General features: G+C 38.8%; 15 protein-coding genes. 12 read left to right on the top strand and 3 right to left on the bottom strand.

Going from position 1 to position 20,433, the window contains the following annotated elements:
* Positions 1-2: 2 nt before the first annotated feature.
* The 7 genes from RWN13_RS02655 to RWN13_RS02625 all read left to right on the top strand — a co-directional run bounded on the left by RWN13_RS02655 (position 3) and on the right by RWN13_RS02625 (position 7,680).
* Complete coding sequence (locus RWN13_RS02655) at positions 3-635, top strand: ABC transporter permease (RefSeq protein WP_314060230.1); 633 nt, start codon at positions 3-5, stop codon at positions 633-635.
* Position 636: 1 nt separating this feature from the next.
* Complete coding sequence (locus RWN13_RS02650) at positions 637-1,572, top strand: osmoprotectant ABC transporter substrate-binding protein (protein WP_314060229.1); 936 nt, start codon at positions 637-639, stop codon at positions 1,570-1,572.
* Positions 1,572-2,240 (top strand): ABC transporter permease, encoded by a 669-nt coding sequence (locus RWN13_RS02645; RefSeq protein ID WP_314060228.1) that lies wholly within the window; start codon positions 1,572-1,574, stop codon positions 2,238-2,240. Before RWN13_RS02650 ends, RWN13_RS02645 begins: the two co-directional genes overlap by 1 nt.
* Positions 2,241-2,372: 132 nt before the next feature.
* Positions 2,373-3,590 carry a pyridoxal phosphate-dependent aminotransferase gene (locus tag RWN13_RS02640; RefSeq protein ID WP_314060226.1) on the top strand — a complete coding sequence of 406 codons (1,218 nt, stop codon included), beginning with the start codon at positions 2,373-2,375 and terminating at the stop codon, positions 3,588-3,590.
* A gap of 154 nt (positions 3,591-3,744) precedes the next feature.
* The gene (locus RWN13_RS02635) at positions 3,745-4,584 is read left to right on the top strand and encodes a helix-turn-helix transcriptional regulator (protein ID WP_314060224.1); all 840 of its coding nucleotides are present in this window, start codon (positions 3,745-3,747) and stop codon (positions 4,582-4,584) included.
* Positions 4,585-4,688: 104 nt separating this feature from the next.
* Positions 4,689-5,834, top strand: coding sequence for an N-acetylglucosamine-6-phosphate deacetylase (gene nagA, locus RWN13_RS02630; protein WP_314060223.1), 1,146 nt, complete (start codon positions 4,689-4,691; stop codon positions 5,832-5,834).
* Positions 5,835-6,015: 181 nt separating this feature from the next.
* Entirely contained in the window at positions 6,016-7,680 is a 1,665-nt protein-coding gene (locus tag RWN13_RS02625; protein WP_314060220.1) for a peptide ABC transporter substrate-binding protein, read from the top strand.
* Between the two features lie 105 nt (positions 7,681-7,785).
* On the opposite strand, the gene RWN13_RS02620 is transcribed toward RWN13_RS02625, so the two are convergent.
* Together RWN13_RS02620 and RWN13_RS02615 are read right to left on the bottom strand one after the other, a co-directional pair.
* On the bottom strand, positions 7,786-8,268 hold the full coding sequence (locus RWN13_RS02620; RefSeq protein WP_314060216.1) for a hypothetical protein: 483 nt from the start codon (positions 8,266-8,268) through the stop codon (positions 7,786-7,788).
* Between the two features lie 12 nt (positions 8,269-8,280).
* Positions 8,281-8,964, bottom strand: coding sequence for a DNA/RNA non-specific endonuclease (locus RWN13_RS02615; protein ID WP_314060213.1), 684 nt, complete (start codon positions 8,962-8,964; stop codon positions 8,281-8,283).
* Positions 8,965-9,283: 319 nt separating this feature from the next.
* Between RWN13_RS02615 and RWN13_RS02610 the strand changes: the two genes are divergently transcribed.
* Entirely contained in the window at positions 9,284-9,985 is a 702-nt protein-coding gene (locus tag RWN13_RS02610; RefSeq protein ID WP_314060210.1) for an ABC transporter ATP-binding protein, read from the top strand.
* A gap of 11 nt (positions 9,986-9,996) precedes the next feature.
* Positions 9,997-13,422, top strand: coding sequence for an FtsX-like permease family protein (locus RWN13_RS02605; RefSeq protein ID WP_314060207.1), 3,426 nt, complete (start codon positions 9,997-9,999; stop codon positions 13,420-13,422).
* 43 nt (positions 13,423-13,465) lie between these two features.
* On the opposite strand, the gene RWN13_RS02600 is transcribed toward RWN13_RS02605, so the two are convergent.
* Entirely contained in the window at positions 13,466-16,018 is a 2,553-nt protein-coding gene (locus RWN13_RS02600) for a LuxR C-terminal-related transcriptional regulator (RefSeq protein WP_314060203.1), read from the bottom strand.
* Between the two features lie 358 nt (positions 16,019-16,376).
* Between RWN13_RS02600 and RWN13_RS02595 the strand changes: the two genes are divergently transcribed.
* The 3 genes from RWN13_RS02595 to RWN13_RS02585 are packed head-to-tail and all read left to right on the top strand — an operon-like array spanning position 16,377 to position 20,433.
* Complete coding sequence (locus tag RWN13_RS02595; RefSeq protein WP_314060200.1) at positions 16,377-19,382, top strand: VWA domain-containing protein; 3,006 nt, start codon at positions 16,377-16,379, stop codon at positions 19,380-19,382.
* Entirely contained in the window at positions 19,379-19,906 is a 528-nt protein-coding gene (locus RWN13_RS02590; RefSeq protein WP_314060198.1) for a signal peptidase I, read from the top strand. Before RWN13_RS02595 ends, RWN13_RS02590 begins: the two co-directional genes overlap by 4 nt.
* On the top strand, positions 19,903-20,433 hold the full coding sequence (locus RWN13_RS02585) for a hypothetical protein (protein ID WP_314060196.1): 531 nt from the start codon (positions 19,903-19,905) through the stop codon (positions 20,431-20,433). Before RWN13_RS02590 ends, RWN13_RS02585 begins: the two co-directional genes overlap by 4 nt.

Here is a 20,433-nt window from a genome sequence, read left to right as displayed (position 1 = left end):
TTATGGATGCTTTCTTACAAGAATATGGACGTGAACTAGTTGTTAAAACGGGTGAGCATATTACGGTGTCTGCGATTGCCTTGTTCTTAGGAGTGATTGTTGCCGTGCCCTTGGGTATTTTCTTAACACGAACACCAAAAGTTTCAGGCTTTGTCATCGGTCTAGCAAGTTTGCTACAAACGATACCTTCTTTAGCGCTCTTGGCTCTGATGGTGCCTTTTTTAGGCGTAGGGAAAGTGCCTGCAATTGTGGCATTGTTTATTTATTCCTTGTTGCCAATTTTGCGCAATACCTTTATTGGGATGGATGGAGTTAATCCTGACTTAAAAGATGCAGCCAAAGGGATGGGGATGACGAATTTTCAATCGATTGTTCAAGTAGAGATTCCCGCAGCGTTACCAACTATTATGGCAGGTGTTAAATTATCTGCTGTGTATGTCATCGCTTGGGCGACGCTAGCTTCATATATCGGTGGAGGGGGATTAGGCGATTTGATCTTTAGTGGTTTAAATAACTATCTACCTAATCTGATTATCGGTGGGACAATTCCCGTGACGATACTAGCATTGTTAACTGATTTTATCTTTACAAAGTTGGAAGATAAACTGACTCCGCTTGTTGAAAGGAGTGAGTAGGATGACGAAAAAAAAATTAAGCACCGTGATACTGACCGTTGTGGCAGGGTTACTCTTAAGTTCTTGTTCGTTACCTGGCCTACCTAGTGGCAACAGTAAGGAAACAATTTCAGTGGGAAGTATGTCCACATCTGAATCACAGATTTTAGCTGGAATGGTCAAAGGCATGGTGGAACATTATACAGATATTAAGGTGAACATGGTCAACAATCTAGGGTCTTCGACGGTGATGCATCAAGCTATGTTAAATGGCGATGTTAGTATATCCGCATCACGATACACAGGCACAGATTTAAGTGGAGCTTTGAAACTTCAACCTGAAAAAGACCCTGAAAAAGCATTGAAAATTGTTCAAGATGAGTTTAAAAGCCGTTTTGACCAGAAGTGGTATCCTTCTTATGGATTTGCGAATACTTACGCATTTATGGTGAAAAAAGAGACGGCTGAAAAATATAATCTGAAAAAAATCAGTGATTTAAAAAATGTCGCATCAGAACTGACGGCGGGTGTTGATACGTCTTGGTTGGATCGTAAAGGAGATGGCTATAAAGGTTTCGTAGCTGATTATGGCTTTGACTTCAGCAAAGTCTTCCCCATGCAGATTGGACTTGTCTATGATGCGGTTAATGCCGGTAAAATGGATGTTGTTTTAGGGTATTCAACAGATGGGCGTATTGCCAGTTATGATTTAGTTGTGCTGGAAGATGATTTACATTTCTTCCCACCTTATGATTGTTCAATCGTCATTGGTGAAGCTTTATTGAAAAAAGTACCGGAATTAGACAAAATTCTATCTAAATTGTCGGGGAAAATTAACACGGAAACCATGCAAAAGTTAAATTATGAGGTGGATGATAATTTGTTGGAGCCTGAGATTGTGGCCCAACGATTCTTGCAAGAACACCGTTATTTTAGTGAAGAGGGGGAAAATAATTAATGAAAGACTTAAATGTATTTCAACAATTTTTCTACTACTTTAACGAAAATGGTAGCTATGTTCTAACTCAATTTAGTCGCCACTTTTTGATTTCCGCTTACGGAGTACTTTTTGCGGCTATTGTGGGGATTCCCTTGGGGATTTTAATTGCTCGTAAGCGTAAGTTATCTCGTTGGATTATTAATGGAGCAAATGTGATTCAAACTGTGCCTTCCTTAGCCATGTTATCGATTTTAATGTTAGGCTTGGGTTTAGGTGTTAACACGGTTATTGTGACAGTCTTCTTGTATTCCTTACTGCCGATTATATCGAACACTTATACGGGAATGATTCAAGTTGACTCGACCGTCTTGGATGTTGGTAAAGGAATGGGAATGACCCGTTTTGAATTGTTGTTCCAAGTAGAACTGCCTTTGTCTATCTCGGTTATTATGGCTGGTATTAGAAATGCTCTAGTGGTAGCAATCGGGATTACGGCGATTGGTTCGTTTGTAGGTGCTGGAGGCTTGGGTGATATTATTATCCGCGGGACGAATGCCACTGATGGTACGGCGTTAATTTTAGTTGGCGCCTTACCGACAGCGTTAATGGCAATTGCAGTCGATTGGATTTTAGGAATGCTGGAGCGTCGATTAGACCCAGCTTCTAAAGTTACTAAAAAAGCTTAATGGTAAAAGAGAGAAACTTGGTGACGAGTTTTTCTCTTTTTTTCCTAAAGATAGCAAATAATAATTGCAATTTGGCCATAGTTAGTGTAATTTTAGCTATAACCAAAAGGTTTTTACGGGAGGAAGAGGAAAATGAGAGAATTTCAAAAATCAATGAAATTAGAAGGTGTTAGTTACGACGTACGTGGTCCTGTTCTAGAAGAAGCGGACCGAATGATTGAAGAGGGCATTAGTATTTTAAAATTAAATACAGGGAATCCGGCTCCTTTTGGTTTCGATGCCCCAAATGAAATCGTTAGAGACTTAATTATGAACGTTCGTGATTCTGAAGGTTATTCTGATTCAAAAGGAATCTTCTCAGCCCGTAAAGCGATTGAACAATATTGTCAGTTACGTGGTTTTCCAAACGTTTCAATCAATGATATCTATACGGGAAATGGAGTCAGCGAACTGATTACCATGAGCATGCAAGGCCTGTTAAACAATGGCGATGAAGTCTTGATTCCTATGCCAGATTATCCCTTGTGGACCGCGTCAGTTTCACTAGCTGGTGGCACACCAGTTCATTATATTTGCGACGAGCAGGCGGAGTGGAATCCTGATTTAGAGGATATCCGTCGTAAAGTAACACCCCGAACTAAAGCCATTGTGGTAATCAATCCTAATAATCCTACAGGTGCTTTGTACCCGAGAGAGATACTAGAAGGAATCGCTCAAATCGCCCGAGAAAATAATCTAATAATTTATTCAGATGAGATATATGATCGTCTGGTGATGGACGGATTAACTCACATACCGATGGCAACTGTTGCACCAGACTTGTTTGTGGTCAGTTTTAATGGTTTGTCAAAATCTCATCGTGTAGCTGGGTTCCGTTGTGGTTGGATGGTCTTAAGTGGTGAAAAACGGCATGTTCAAGGCTACATTGAAGGACTAAATATGCTGGCATCAATGCGGTTGTGTTCGAATGTTCTGTCGCAACAAATCATTCAAACGGCCCTTGGTGGTTACCAAAGTTCAGATGAATTATTATTGCCAGGTGGTCGAATTTATGAGCAACGTGAGTTTATTTGGAAAGCCTTAAATGACATTCCTGGTATTACGGCAGTTAAACCAAAAGCTGCTTTTTATATCTTCCCTAAAATTGATATTAAGAAATTTAACATTCACAACGATGAACAGTTTGTTTTGGACTTTCTTCATAAACATCATATCTTGATGGTACATGGTGGTGGGTTTAATTGGTCAGAACCAGATCACTTCCGAGTGGTTTATTTACCGAAAGTTGAGGACTTGAAAGAAATGACTACAAGTATGACAGAATTTTTAAGTACTTACAGACAAGGATAATAAAAAGACTAAAAACTATTAACTAATAAGTTAGTAGTTTTTTTTGAATGTTAATTCACATATTAAGATATGCAACTATTTTTCGAAAATTGTTGATAAATTGAAAAAAAAGGATTAAAATGTGAATTAGCATATTGAAAAAAGAGGTGTCAAAGTGTACGATTTTGGGTCGGTTATTAAAAAAATGCGTCAAGAGCGCCATTTCACACAGAAAATGTTAGCAGAAAGCATCTGTTCTCAAAGTGTCTTAAGTCGAATTGAGAACAATGAAGAAGTGCCGAATGTAGTGGTTATGCAGCAACTATGCAAACGACTAGAAGTGTCAATTGATCAGGTTTTAAATCAGGATTCAAATACTATTAAGAAAAACAATGAGTGGCTGGATTTAATGACCTATTATTATCAAATTAAGCGGTTTAAAGAACTGAATAAATTAGTCAGTCAAGAATATATTGTGAAACAATTATATTCTGATGAAGAACGACAAAAACACATGTATTACCGTGGAATTTGCCTCTACCATTTAAATGGCGACCTAGAAGGGGCACTGGAATTGTTACAGAAGAGTTTGAATTTCACCTATACGGCTAAGAAAAAAGTAGTGTCGGATATTGAGATATTGTTACTAAGTGAGTTAGCCCGTATTTATTTTGAATTAGGGCAAGGAGAGTTAGGCGATTATTATTTTAAGAAGAGCGTGGCTTTATTTTACACGCTTCCCGATGAGCGTTGCCAAGTGGAATTAACTAAAATTTTTTACAATGCCGCTGCTGCTTGTATTGAAGTTTCAAACTATGATTTGGCAATGGAACTGATTGACCAAGGCATTTGCTGGTCTCGTAAAAAAAACAGCTATTACTTTTTAGAAGAGTTACTCATGTTGAAGGGAATTATTTTAGAGGATCATAATCAATTAGATGAAGCTATTAGATTTGTTGAAATGGCTGAGATATTAAAAGAAATAGCTACAAGCAAAGAGTTATTATTTAAATAATGGTATACACCAATCTTGACTTTTCTTCTAAAAAAGCGTAGTTTAGAGAGTATAAAAGAAGGATATAACTCTAAAAAAAGAGTTGTATGGAAAGAAGGATTAATATGACAGCTTACATTAAAGCAGACAAATTCTTTTTAAAAAGTGGGGTAGTGGGTCCCGGTTATTTGGAGATAACAGCAGGTTTATTCGGTAATTTTGTGGAAGAGGTGCCAGAAAAGGCTGACGTCACAGACTATAGAGGAAAATGGATTGCACCTGGTTTAGTTGATACTCATATTCATGGATATATGAATCACGATGTTATGGACGCTGATGCTGAAGGGCTTAAAGTGATGTCAGAGGGCTTGCTGTCTTGTGGTGTGACCTCATATTTACCGACAACTTTGACGTCTTCACGGGAGTTGTTAACAAAAGTGGCTAAAACAATTGGTGATACTTATCAAGAGGTGAAAGGTGCTAAGATTCAAGGCATTTATTTTGAAGGGCCCTTCTTTACTGAAAAATATAAAGGGGCACAAAATCCTGGTTATTTTTCGGATCCTAGCTTAGCAGTTTTTAATGAGTGGCAGGAGGCTGCTGGCGGGATTATTAAAAAGATTGCGTTAGCACCAGAGCGTGAAGGGGTCACGGAATTTGTTGAAACTGTCACGAAACAAGGGGTTGTTGTGGCACTTGGTCACAGTGATGCCACATTGGTTGAAGCCCAAAAAGCTGTAGAAGCAGGAGCTAGTGTTTTTGTTCATGCTTTTAATGGTATGCGTGGCCTTCATCATCGGGAACCTGGGATGGTTGGTGCAACGATGACGTTACACGATGTCTATGCAGAACTAATCTGCGACGGCCACCACGTACATAAAAATGCCATGGATGTATTAGTGAAAACAAAAGGGCATGACCATATTGCTTTAATTACGGATTGTATGATGGCCGGTGGTATGCCAGATGGCGATTACATGCTAGGTGAGTTTCCAGTAGTAGTAGCAGAAGGAACTGCTCGATTAGAATCAGGAAACCTTGCAGGCAGTATATTAAAATTAAAAGAAGCCTTAAAAAATGTTGTTGATTGGGGAATGGCAACACCTGAACAAGCAGTGATGATGGCAAGTTTGATACCAGCGGTCAGTTGTAATATCGATGATAAATGTGGCATGATTGCTAAAGGGCGTGATGCTGACTTTATCGTTTTATCAGATAAAATGGAGTTGGAAGCAACTTATTTAGATGGTAAATGCCGCTATGAAGCATAATAGAATTAAACTAAGAGACCTTTGATTAGGTTTCTTTTTTTGTTTTCACCTAAGAGTGAAAGAAAATTTTTTAGTTTTTATAACTTCAGATGAGAGAGGGATGAAAGAAAAATGATAAAATGATTGAAAAACCCTCATATTTAACGTATGATAAAAACTATATTGTTAAGGGGGATTTTATATGAAAAAGAAAAAAATTGTCAATTCACTGATTATCTTAACTTCAGTTTTAGTGTTAGGAGCTTGTGGAAGTAAAGAGAAGGACAGAACTAGCGGTTCGAAAAAAGAGGGGGCTAGCCCAGAGCAAGTTGTTAGTTTTGGTATTCCGCAAGAGGTAGCATCACTTGACCCAGCTACTGCCACAGACAAAGTCAGTTTCGGCTTATTGAATCAAATTTATGAAGGCTTTTACCGAATGGATAAAGATAATCAACCGATTCCAGCTGGAGCTAAGGAATTAGCTGAGAAAAGTGAAGATGGCTTAACGTACACGTTAACTTTGAGAGACGATGCCAAGTGGTCAAATGGTGAACCAGTGTCTGCAGCGGATTATGTTTATGCCTGGCAACGAGTGGCTGACCCAGCAACTGGTTCGGAATATGCTTATTTATTGGAGCCAGTAAAAAATGCGGCTGACATTATTAAAGGTGATAAAAAAACGAGCGAATTAGGGATTGAAGCAGTTAGCGACACGGAAGTAAAAATTACACTGGAAGTAGCAACACCTTATTTTGAATCGTTATTAGCTTTCCCAACTTTTTTCCCACTAAACCAAAAGTCAGTTGAAGAATTTGGTAAGGATTTTGCCAGTTCAAGTGAAAAAGCCATATACAACGGTCCCTTCGTTTTAAGTGACTTTGATGGGGTGGGATCTGATCTTCAGTGGTCTTATTTAAAAAATGACAAATACTGGGATGCTAACAAGGTCAAGTTAACGAAAGTGGATGCGCAAGTTGTTAAAGAGGCTTCGACTGCATTGAACTTATTTGAGGACGGTCAGTTAGACGATGTTATCATTACGGGTGAATTAGCTCAGCAATACCGAAACGATGATAATTACGTTACCGAGTCCGATGGTCGAACGATTTATGTGGACGTCAATAAAGAAAGTAAAACTCAGCCTTTTGATAATGTTAATTTTAGAAAAGCACTGTCTTATGCAATTGATGGTGAAGCGATTGTCAACAATGTGTTAGGCGACGGATCAACGGTTTCAACAGGAATTGTTCCTCGGGAGTTAGCATCGAATCCTGTTACGAAAAAAGATTTTGTTGAAGAATCTGGTGACTATAAACAGTTCGATGAAGCTAAAGCAAAAGAATACTTTGAAAAAGCTAAAAAAGAACTAAATGTTGAAACAATTAGCTTTGATATTATGACTGATGATAATGACTCAACTAAAAAAATTGCAGAGTACATGCAAGGAGCCTATAAAGAGGTATTGGGAATTAAAACAACTGTGACCCCTGTAACAAAACCGATTCGTTTAGATCGGACTAGTGCTGGTGATTATGACATGGTTTTGACTGGCTGGGGCGCGGATTACAATGATCCAGGTTCATTCCTAGATCTCTTTGTAACAGGCAATCCTTATAACCGTGGGCGGTATGCCAATCCTGCTTATGATGAGTTAATCAAAGAAGCTTCGATCAAAAATGGTAATGATTTAGAAGCAAGGTGGCAAAATTACTTGGATGCTGAAAAATTATTGCTGGAAACCGATGCTGGGATTATTCCGGTTTACCAAGTGGTAGAGGGACATTTGCGTAATCCTAAGATGAAAGGTTACGTCTCTCATACTGCTGGTGCTTCTTATGATTATAAAGATATTTATTTAGAAGAGTAGGCGGATGATGAAATTCTTTAGGTAAATCCTATTAAGGGTGTTTCAGAATTATTAATATAAAAAAAGCAATTCCTTGACCCAATTATTGGTTAAGGAATTGCTTTTTTAGTTAAAGAAACGGGAAAAAAATCCTTTTTTTGGTTCGTCAGGCTGATCTTTTTCAGGTGGTGTAACAATTTCTTCCTCAATCTCACCTATGGGTAAAGTAGCAGTTGGTAAAATAGATGAATTAAGGTGCTGTTCTTCGTAGTCGACAAAAAAATCAATGAGTGGTATCTCAAAGACTTCTATATCAACTTTTACAAGGTTTTTAGGAATCACATAAGTTCGCTGATTGTTAGCTAAGATAAAGTCTCCGTCAATGGTCATAGCGACAACTTTAGTATCAGAATCAAAATAATCTGGCGTAATCGTGATCTCGGATTGAAGGGCGACGACATTTGCATTAAAAAGCCTGACGATTCGTTCTTGGTCCAACAGGAAATAATCATCATATTGAAAGATGCGACGATCATCAAAATGTTTAATAAAGGTATCGACAGTTTTATCTTTTAGTAGATGTTGTAAGGTTACAAAAACTTGTTGCATAAGGCGGACCTCCTATTTTAAGTTTAGAATGCTAACATTAAAGTTAATTGTACCATTTTTCCCAATAGTTTGGGCTTCCATATGGATTTCTTTTGGCATTAACTCACTTTCATTGTAAACAGGTGTAACCCGGTAACGTACTGTTTCGCCACTATCAACGGCTTGCCTAATTTGGTTCTCATAGTCGGTCATCATGGGGCTGTTTACTGGTGTCTGATAAATCGTCACTAAGTTTTGTCGGTCATCACCACTGCCGCCAAATTGTCGACCAATCAGATGCCCACGAGAATGGCCATGGGGTTCCAGGCCTGAAATAAAACCAGGAGGACGAATATCCCGATTGGCTTTAGTTCCTGAATTAATCATTTTTTTATTAATAAGCGCGTTCGCTTCAGTAGGTCGTTCTAGTCCATCTAATTTTCCATAAGTAATCCAGCCATTGGTAGAAGAGGTTAGCTCTTGTTGAGTGAAGGTAGCTAAGCCATGATCAATTGGGCCAGGGTTTTCCCCAGTTTCGGAAGTTGTCGGTTTTTGTTCAGGGTATTTCTCAACAGTTTTTGGTGTTTCCACGCCGAAGTAGTCTTGTAATATTTCAGGAATTTGGATACCTAAAGCGCCTAAAAATAGTAATCCTAAGATAATAATCGTTGCGATTGTCGGATTGAGTTTCGGTGTGTTTTTTCTTTTTTTTGCCATTATTTCCTTCTTTCTTTTCAAAACCTATACCAAAGGGAACTTTCTTGCGAAAACATTAGATCCCATAAAGTTTTTCCATCACTTGGTATTATACGAAATTTTGGGGCATAACTCAAAGAAAACTTGCAAGTAATAATTCAAAGTTTTTTCATAAGTTAAAAAGTAAAATATGTTAGAATAGAAGATGTATGTTATCTTGTGAAAAAAGATCAAAAAGCCTGTTAAACTTTCCAACTATGAAAGATATAGCAGATTTAAGAGCAATCATATAAGAATAGAGTTTGAAAGTCGTTACAATAAAAATGAGGAGTGTGGAATCGTGAGTTATGTTGAGTTATCAGGCGTTTTTAAACGTTATAAAATGGGTGAGACCGTCATTACCGCCAATCACGATATTAATTTTTCTATCGAAAAAGGCGAGTTTGTTGTTATATTAGGTCCAAGTGGAGCTGGTAAGTCAACAGTTTTAAATATTTTAGGGGGAATGGACACCTGTGACGAGGGGCAGATTATGGTAGATGGAACGGATATCGCTCAGTTTAACGAGCGCAAATTAACGACCTATCGCCGTTTAGATGTAGGGTTTGTTTTCCAATTTTACAACTTGGTCCCGAATTTGACTGCTAAAGAAAATGTAGAATTAGCCTCACAAATATCGCCTAATGCTCTGGATGTTGATTATGTGCTACAGCAAGTTGGGTTAGAAGAGCGCAAAGTAAATTTCCCAGCTCAGTTATCTGGTGGGGAGCAGCAGCGGGTTGCTATTGCAAGAGCCCTTGCGAAAAATCCTAAATTATTACTTTGTGATGAACCGACAGGCGCATTGGATTACGAGACAGGTAAACAAATCCTAAAATTATTGCAGGATAGTTGTCGGAATACAGGAACAACGGTTATTGTTATTACTCACAATTCAGCGATTGCACCGATGGCTGATCGAGTGATTCGTATCAATGATGCTCGAGTTAGAAGTATTGAGACTAACCCAGAACCAATTTCTGTGGAAAATATTGAGTGGTAGGACGTGAAAGAATGAAAAAGAAAGCTTTGCGCAAGTCTATTATGCGAGAAATATTTCAATCAAAAGCGCGATTCCTTTCTATTCTTGGCATAATTTTACTGGGTGTTTGTTTTTATGCGGGGATTAAAGCAACGGGACCGGTAATGATCGAATCGGCGGATCGCTATTTTACTGAGAAACAGTTAATGGATGGAAAAATTGTATCAACCATGGGGATTACTAAAGATGATTTAGATCTCTTAAAAAAGGATAAAGGCATTGATATCCTTCAGCCTGGTTATAGTCAAGATATTAATATGGTGAGTGATAATCGGGTTGTTCGTTTCTATTCGTTACCAGAAAAAAAGAAAGACACACTCAATCAATTTAAAGTGATTGAAGGTCGCTTACCGGAGCAAAAGGGTGAAATAGCATTAGATAGTTTAGCTGATTTATATGGTGAGTATAAATTGGGCGACACCCTGACAATTCAAGGCGACAAAGAATCGCTTGAGAGCTTTAATCAAACAGAATACAAAGTCGTTGGTTTTGTTAATTCGCCCATGTTTATTGAAAACATGACACGGGGGAATACACGAGTTGGTAAAGGTTCTATCGATTATTTTGCCGTTATTCCTGAAGAAAATTTTGATATGGAGACATACACAGACATCTACTTTACTTATAAAGGAACGGCTGATCTTCAAGCTTATTCTAAGGCATATGAAAAAGAAGTCAGTACGGGAACTAAGGCAGTTAAGAAGAACTTTAAAACACGACCGGCTGATCGGTTAGCTGAAATAAAAAAAGAAGCAGCTGAGCCAATTAATAAGGCTAAGAAAGAACTAGCTGACGGTGAGCAAAAGTTGAAAGAGGCTCAAAGTGAACTTGATAAAGGCCGGGGTGATTTAGCTCAGGGACAAACAGATTTGGCTAATGCTGAATTGACCTACCAACAAGAAATTGCCAATGGGGAAGCTAAATTAGCAACGAGTGCTCAGGAATTAGCGAATGGGCAGGCTGAGTTAGCCACTCAAGAGCAAAATTTGGCAACCGCTCAACAGACACTTGCCGCTTCTAAAGTCCAATTGGATCAAGGTGAGCAACAGTTGAGATCACAAGGTATTGACCCTTGGATGGACGTTGCGACTCTTCAGGGACAAATCTCCAACTTGCAACAATTAGCAGGTTATATCCAGACAATTGGGGCTGATATGGTGGCAACAGCAAATGGCACACCGGATGGGGACGTTATACCTGATGATACGCTGACCAAGTGGAGTGGAGGGTTAGCTAATTCTTACGTGGATTTAACTCAAGCCTCAGCTGCGATTATGGCAGTCTCTGGTGTACCAATGGCGCCTGAAAGCCGAGCAATGGTTTTAGCCATTGCTGCTCAGTTGACTGAAGCTGTTAACGGGATTTCTGAACAAACTGGACCAATGGAACAGTTAATCAATGGGCTATTACCATTCCAACAGGGGTCTGCAGAATATCAAACTGGTTTGGCACAGTACAATCAAGGTATTGCGCAAATTGAGGCAGCACGAGGCCAACTGGCAGAAGGTCAAGTGAGTTTAAATCAGGGGTATGGGCAGTTGGAACAAGCGAAAATTGATGGACAGGCTCAACTAGCTGAAGCGCGCCTGAAATTAAGCGATGCAGAAGCCAAGATTAAAGAGGGAGAAGCGACTCTTAAAACGGAAACTGCTAAATTAGAAGATGGTAAAAAGGAACTAGCCGAAAAAGAAAAAGAGTTGGCGGATTTAAAAGAGCCTGATTATTTCTTTTTTGATCGAGAGGATAATCCAGGGTATGCTGAGTATCATGAAAATTCCAAGCGGATCTCATCTATCGCAACGGTCTTTCCAGTATTTTTCTTTATGATTGCTGCTTTGGTCAGTTTGACAACTATGACTAGAATGGTCGATGAAAAGCGTGGCGAGATAGGGGCTTTGAAAGCACTAGGCTATACTAATTGGGAAATCTCGCAAAAATATATTGTTTATGCTACTGCAGCCAGTTTAATCGGTAGTCTATTAGGTTTGTTTGTTGGCTTTAATGTATTCCCTCGAGTGATTATAGATGCCTATGGGTCACTTTATAATTTACCATCGGTAGGAACTGTTTATTACGCCAGTTACTCGATTCAATCGATTATTGTGGCCTTAATGTGTACCTTGATTTCGTCCATGGTTGTTTTACGTTATGATTTATTTAGCACACCTGCCACACTAATGCGACCAAAAGCACCAAAAGCCGGTCAGCGAATATTTTTGGAACGCTTGACGTTTATTTGGAAGCGACTAAGTTTTAATCATAAAGTAACAGCACGAAATTTGTTCCGCTATAAACAGCGCATGTTTATGACTGTTTTTGGTATCGCTGGTTGTATGGCACTGATTATCACTGGATTTGGGGTTCGTGATTCCATTTCAGATGTTGTCGCCATTCAATTTAGTAAGCTGTGGCATTATCAAGCTGTTGTCACTTATAATGATGAAGCAACGAAGGAAGAAACAGCTGCTTACGAAGAAGATGTTAAGAATGTACCTGATTTAGACAAGCGGCTTGTGTTGTCACAACAATCGATGCGTGTGATGGAAAAGGGTAAGACCACTCAAACGGTTACCTTGGATGTGCCAAAAGAAACTACCTACTTGGCTGATTTTGTTCTCTTTAATGATCGAAAGTCAGGAGAGGTATACAAGTTAACAGATGAAGGAGTGATTGTTAATGAAAAACTGGCGAAAATGTTTAAGTTGAAGGTTGGAGATACCTTTGAATTAACTGACAGTGACAACCATAAGTATTCAGTTAAAATTGGGAATATTGTTGAGAACTATGCCATGCACTTTGTCTATATGACGCCAGCCTACTATGAGAAGGTTTTTGAAAAAGTGCCAGAATATAATTCAGAATTGCTCTTATTCAAAAATAAACCAACTGATAAGGAAGAAGATAAAATATCAGCTAGTTTAATGGAGAATGAGCAAGTTGTTAATGTTAGCTTCTTAAGCCAAACTAGTAAAGCTATGGATGATACGATAGACAGCTTGAATATTGTCGTTTGGGTATTGATTATTTCAGCAGGTACTTTAGCTTTTATCGTTTTATATAATTTAACGAATATCAATGTGTCTGAGCGAATTCGTGAATTATCGACGATCAAAGTTTTGGGTTTCTATAATAACGAGGTCACGATGTATGTCTATCGGGAAAATAATATTCTTACAGCTATGGGAATCTTAATCGGTTGTGTTGCCGGTAAGTTACTTCATGGATTTGTCCTTGGAACGGCAGAAGTGGACATGCTAATGTTCTCGCCCACCATTCATGGTATGAGTTATATCTATTCCGCCCTACTGACACTCTTTTTCTCGCTTATTGTGATGTGGGTCATGCATCGGAAGTTACGTAATGTGGACATGATTGAGGCGTTAAAATCAACAGAATAACCAAAAGGACGAGTTCAGCAAAAATGCTGGACTCGTCTTTTTTTTAAGCAATAACTTTTAGTTCTTTAGCTTTTAAGACAGCTTCTTTGCTGTTATTGACACCTAGTTTCTGATAAGCCAGATTGACATGAGCCCGGATAGTATTAATCGATAAGCCTGTAATGTCAACAATTTCATTAAATTTATGACCGGCAGCTAATAGCTCAACCATGCGCAACTGCTGCTTCGATAGGCGGACTGTTTCAGTTGACATTGGTGGCAATATTCCCGACCGCTTTAATGATACTTGGGTTGCAACAAGGATAATTTCACTCAGATAATGTTGGAATTCATTCGATGACCCGTTGGTTTGGTTGAGTTGATTTTTTAGCTTTTTAAGAATAGGTAAAATCGCTGCACCTTCATCTGCAAAAATGCGAACAAAATGAAATGGGAGGCTTTTGTTTAGAATGTCTTCTATCATTTTTAAAGCTTGTTTTTGATTGCCCAGGCGCCAGTAAACAATGGCTTGGAGAACCGTTACTTCGGCTTCGTCAGCAGGGCGTTTAAAATCTTGAGTATAACGTAACATTCGTTCAGATAAAAGGAGGGCTTCATGACGATGATCAAGTAAAATATGGGCCCGGATAGTGGTTAAGTGTTGGTAAAATTTATAGAGCTCAATTTGAGAAACTTCCGTCACATAATAACTTTTTAGCCAAGCATCTGCCTGTTGTTGATCACCTTCCCAAATCGCTAGACGGGAATTAAAGGCGGCGAAGTTAGGATATAAATAGTAATTATTGGTCTCTTTTAACCATTGTTTTAATTGGTTTTTACTCTGTCGAAAATAGTCATCGTCCCCACTTAAGTAGTGGAGTTGTAATAAATGCATGGAGATTGAAAAATAAAATTCATGATTCGTTTCATCAGTGACTTTTGAGAGTGCTTGATAGATATACTGAGAGGCGGTGATTAGATCATTGCGTTCTAATTGAAGGCCACCATAGACACAGTCTAGCGTTTCGTCGGCTTGATCTTGCAACAACACTTCGAAATGGGGACGAACTGCCAAAAAAGTGACCTCATTTGCCAATTCAGAATAATCAAGCAACCCGCGGTGTAAAAAAGGCAACTGAAGAGTCAAAGAAAGTTCTTTGCTGTTTTCAGGTTTTGGTAGTTTCTCAGGTAAACTAAAGACCTGAGTAATGGCGTTAATCTTTTCTAATAGGGGTTGTCGTGGATCAAGACCTAGAATTAAGATTATTTCAGGGATAAATAAAGGTGATGTGGTGGCAATTTGTTCGAAATGGATTAATAACTGATCTACATGTTGACTCATTTTAGTGGCTTTTCCAGTTAAATAATAATACCAGGCAGGTATTATATGAAAGCTAGGCTCTCGCTCGTAAATTGATAGTGGCAAGTTTTGTGCTTGAAATTTAAGAACCGTATCCACATATTCCTCGATACTAGTTTTGTAATCAATGTATTTAGACGTATTCATAAGGCTGGCAATCATTAAATTTTCATCAAGGCTGTTGATCGCAGCATGTCGAGCATTAAAAATATCCCCAATTTCAAGGTAATGACGAGTCAAAGTTTGATAAAGGCTGGAAAGATTGAGATGTTGAGCGGCTTGAAGTTTCCCTCGTAAAAAGTCTTGAAATAAATGATGAAAACGATAAGAGTTTTCATTAGTTTGATGGATTAGCATACTTTGGGAGGATAACTCCCTTAAAAGAGAATCACTTTCAGTATTCTCAGTTAATAAGCAAGCGATATTTGAGGTGATTTCACCGACTATGGACAACTTTAATAAAAAGTCTTGGGTGCTAGTCGGCCACTTCTCCCACATTTGACCTTCAATAAAGGTGGCCAGACGGTTCGTTTGATTTAGAGGAGAGGTTAACTGAACGGGACTAACCGCAAGGGATTGAATGGCAATTGGCCATCCGTTTGTTTGCGTATAAATGAGGCCAATTTCTTCACTGGAAACAGGCTTACCCATCAAGTGATAAAAATTTACAATTTCATCTTTTGTGAATGCCAAGTCCTCAGCGGTCAGTTTAAGGATTTTTTCTGGACGGTAATGTTCCTCAATTTCAAGAGGCATGGCTGCACGACTGAGTAAAATGATTTTTGTGGATAATGACAATCGCTTTAAGACAAAAGGAAGAGACTTTAATATTTTAGGATTGGTAATAAAATGAAAATCATCGAGGACCATTGTATAAGGTTGTTCTTCAGTTTTGAAGGCTGCCAGAGCTAATATCATAAATTCAACAGGGGATGAGGGGAAATCAGAATGATTGACGATTTCTGCCAGAGCACAATTATCTGGTTGCGCCCCTAAAAGAGCCTGGCTACACAGTTTGTAAAACAAGGTAGGTAAGTTATCGTATTCGTCCAATGACACCCATAAAACAGGCTCATTTCGGTTATTTAACCAATGAACGGTTGAACTGGTTTTGCCGTATCCACCAGGTGCTTGAAATAAAATAATACGCTTATCTTCAGTATCATTGAGAGCATGGATAATGTGACGGCGGGGCAAAAAATTAACGGGAAGAGTGTCGAATAACAATTTTTCATTTTGTATATACTTTTTATTCATCTGATACCAACCTCCTTATAATATAAACTGGGACTCCAACAACCTTAAAAAACAAAGCATCTTGTTATGAAGAATTATATCTAACTTATTAATAAAAGAACACATTTTGAATCGTTAAATGAGTAGAAAGTCTATTATAGGAGGGTTATTAGAGGCGAAACCTCACCTTTTTTATAAAAAAATAGCGTTAAACGATAAATTGTCAGACTATTGTGAAAATAATAATTAAACGAAACCTAACTGTCAGGTGATTGTGAGAGTGAAGACTATTTTTTACACTATAGGTAGTAATCGTCAAAGAAGACGAGCTGAACTAACAGTAAATGGTACAAGTACACAGGAGAATGGAGTGAAGAAGATGAAGAGACAAGTCAATCTCATAGTGAAACTGTTGGTCATGTTGACATTGACACTACAATTAATGCCTTTTAGTGTGGTAGCTGAGACCATGGTACAAGCGCCAGTGATTATATCAAAAAAGGAAGCCAGCACTCAATTAATTGGCGAAGAGTTATCGACGTATTTAAAAAATTTGACTGATGTTGAACGTGAGCGAGTGAAAGGGGAACTAAGGGATGAGCAAATAAGAAGTTTAGAAAATCTGGAAAAAACTGAGGAAAGTCAAGCCATGGTTAATGAAAGCAACAGTGAGCCAGCACAACCGATTGAGCAAAACAGCCTGTCAGACAGCCAAGAGACTAGTTTTGATACCAGTCAAAAAATAAATGAAACCACTGAAAGCAGTGATGAATTTCAAGAAGAGTCTTTAATAGGCGCCGCTACTGATTTTTTGAAAGCAGGACCATTGTCCAATACGTTGGATCTTGCAGCTGAAAGCAACTTGATTTTAAACAAAACAGCTACCTATAATGAGCAGCAAAATGCAGTTGATTTCCAGTTGGAAGCTTATGCGAAAGGAGAAATTGTTACAAGTAACTCAGAAGTTGATGTTGTATTTGTTCTAGATATTTCTTATAGTATGGATGATTATTTTACGAATAATAGAACCCGCTTAGATGCACTAAAATCAGCGGTGACCGGTTTCGCTGATGCTATGGCAGAATCTCAAAAAAAATTGGGAACCAATCAGTATCATACGATGCGGCTAGTGACCTATGCCAGATCTGCAACAACTTATCAGACAACTTACAAGACAAATAATGCCCAAAATGTAACTGGCTTTAAGGGAACAGTAAACGGACTAACGACGGCCAGTGCCACTAGGCAAGATAAGGGACTTGAAGCTGCTGAAGCAGTGGTGACATCTAACAAGGCAGTTCCGAATCGCAAGGCGAACCAAGTGGTTATTTTGTTTACAGATGGTGAGCCCGCAGATAGTGACTCAACAATTGAACAAATTGCTGGTAATGCCGTTAATGTCGCCAGACGAATAAAACAAAACTTAGGTGCAACTGTCTACAGTATTGGGATACAAAAAGATGCTGCACCGGGAAGCACCAGTTCTGCTGATATTCCTAACAGTATGCTAAATGGTATATCCAGTAACTATCCGAATGCAACTGTGGCTAACCCAAGCAAATATAAGCTAACCCTTGATCTTGGAGCGGTTAATCCAAAAGGAGCCAACTACTATTTAACCACAACGACTGCAGGAGGCTTATCAAGTATTTTCCAATCAATTGCCACGGAGATTGGTAAAATCGATAATCTAACGATTCGTGATGTCTTAACAGAGGAACCCTTTTTCGCAAGTGCGGCTACCTCAATTGATTTAAGTACCGTTAAGGTTTATAAAGCATGGAGTTATGCGCCTACGTTAGTCCCAGACTCAAATGCTTTAGTAACTTATGGGACCAATACGAGAACGGTTGATGTAAAAAATGTAACCTTAGACCCGGTTATTTTTAATGGCAATACACCGACGGAAGCGTCGAAAAATAATAAACTGATTATTCGTTTTTCAGTAAAAATTCAGGACGAGTTTCTGGGTGGAAATCAGGTGATGACCAATGAGGGGCTTTCAGGAGCGTATACCACAAGTGAAGGTGTGGAACAATTGGTAAAAACGTTCGACATACCAAAAGTTAACATCCCTTTGAAAGATGGCGGGATTGTTGTGAAGGATCAAAAGGTATATTTAGGAAACAGTGCTCAGGTTGGGAATTTTTATACTAATCTTGCAAAACTCAATGGTAAAAATAATCGATATGTTAATGTCATATACAAAATTGAAAAAGGCACAAGTATTCTGGCTGAAAAAACCATTTTAGCCGGTACAATCTTTCAGGATACTGCCATCGATGCTATCAGGAATGAAACAGCAGATGTGAGTTACCGGGTCAGTTATTCGGTAGTGCCTGTGATTTTGGAAACACCTGGTGTCACATCGATAAATAGGTCTGCTACAGCTAAAATTTTTGTCTTTAAACCAGTTCTGACGGTACCAGATCGTAAAATTTATCTGACGAATAGCTTGAATATGTTAGAAAAGTTGCCGACAATTGCTAACTGGCAACATCCGGAAGCTGCAAACCTTACTCATCTTAGTTTTAATGGGGAAGCGCCAACGGTTACGGGAGCTGTGACTGAAAGTCGAGACCTAATGTCTGAGGAAGTGATTAATGCCAATCTTAATCAAGTCACACTGTCAAATAACGCCAAGTTTAATTCGCTTCAAGGGTTTAAAATCTATATTTTTAGGCCAGAAGTAACCAGTTCTAACAAACAAATTGACCTCGGTGAGAGTACGACATTAGCAGAACGGAAAGTTAATTCTACTTGGAAAAATAGTCAGGCAACAATTTCTGGAATAGAAGGAATAGAACCAGTATTAACCTTTGAACCACGAAAAGTTGGAAATACGGTGTCAGAGACGCCACTTGTGAGCCCAAAGGTAAGTACGAATTATTTTTGGATAGTAAAGGCAAATAATCAAGATATTAGTCAGTATACCAGTCAAGTGAACCCGGATTATGGAGATGATCCAAAGCCGGTCGGTGCCAATTTCACTGTTTATGTCCTAGCTAGCTACTTGACGATTCATAAGGAAGTTGTGGCTGAAGCCCCAAGAGGATTTGGAGATGAGACGTTCTTATTTGAAATAACTTGGAAAAAAGGAGATCAATCAGAGACATACTACCAAACGATTACCTTAAACGGTAATCAGAAAAAGGGCCAAGCAGACTTGAATCAACTGAAAGCCGGAACTTACACCATAAAAGAAATTAATCAATGGTCTAGTCGTTATGAAGCTGATAATCAACAAAAAGAGCTTCAAATTACCAGTCGGAACCCAGGGAGTGTCACGTTTATAAATACGCTAAAAAATTCTAAGTGGTTGAGTGATGAAAGTAAAGTAGTCAATAAATTCACTCCATTAAAGAATCGAGCTGATACAAGGTGAAATCATTACTTAATCAAATCAGTTCATTGTTATTGATAACATTAGCTGTTCTAACATTACTGTTACTCTTAGGTCGGGCTCAAGGAAGAGCAGTCTTTATCATTCTTTCTGGCTCTATGGAGCCCACCTACCCTGTTGGCGGACTAGTTCTAACAAAGCCGATGAAGTTTGAAAAATTGACGGCGGGTGATCCGATTACCTTTCGTCGGCATGGTAAGGAAAATAAGGTTGTTACTCACCGCATTATCGAAATTAACCAACGAGAGGGATTTGCTAGGACCCAAGGAGATGCCAATAAAGAGCCAGATGGACAAGTTGTTCTAGCAAAAGATGTGATTGGTAAGGTGACACTTGGGTTACCTTATATCGGTTATGGGTTAGCCTTCTTACAAGGGCGTTTTAGTCAGTGGTTATTGCTGATGCTGGCGATCGGTTTGTTAATCAGTTATGTCAGTCGCCGCTTTTTTCTAAGTGACCAATCGACAACAGCGGATCAGCACATCAGATGGGAGGAGATGAAATGAAAAAGCAGTCTAAAAGTCGGGTATTACTAGTAGTAATTCTAATAGTAGCAGGGCTAATGTTGGTTAATAAGACTCAAGCGTGGCTGCTAGCTAAAACAGAAGAGCGGGCTAATCAATTCACTGTTGGTAAGGTTGCTCACGAAATTGAGGAGGAATTTGATCAAACTCAAAAAACAAACGTGAAGGTCACGAATACTGGCAATACTGACGCGTTTATTCGGGTCAAACTTGTTCCTCAGTGGCTAGATGAAACGGCTACTAAAAGTCTTGGGTTAGCGACGGCAAATACATACGAGATTGTGTTTAACGAAGTTGACTGGATTGAAAGTGGCGGGTTCTGGTATTGTCGCCAATCGGTTGCAGCAGGGGCACAAACGCCGATCTTGGTGAAGTCAACTAAACCTAAGGCCCAGCTGGCAGAAGAGTACAAAGGCAAAGTGTTTACTTTAGAAGTGGTGGCGCAAAGCGTTCAATCGTCACCAATCGAAGCGGTAACGGAGTTATGGGGCTTTGACCCTAGTAAATAA

The sequence above is a fragment of the uncultured Vagococcus sp. genome, assembly GCF_963518325.1.
Taxonomy (GTDB): Bacteria; Bacillota; Bacilli; order Lactobacillales; family Vagococcaceae; genus Vagococcus_D.
Note: the sequence above shows the minus strand (reverse complement) of the source record. Positions and strands in the feature narration are given on the sequence as shown.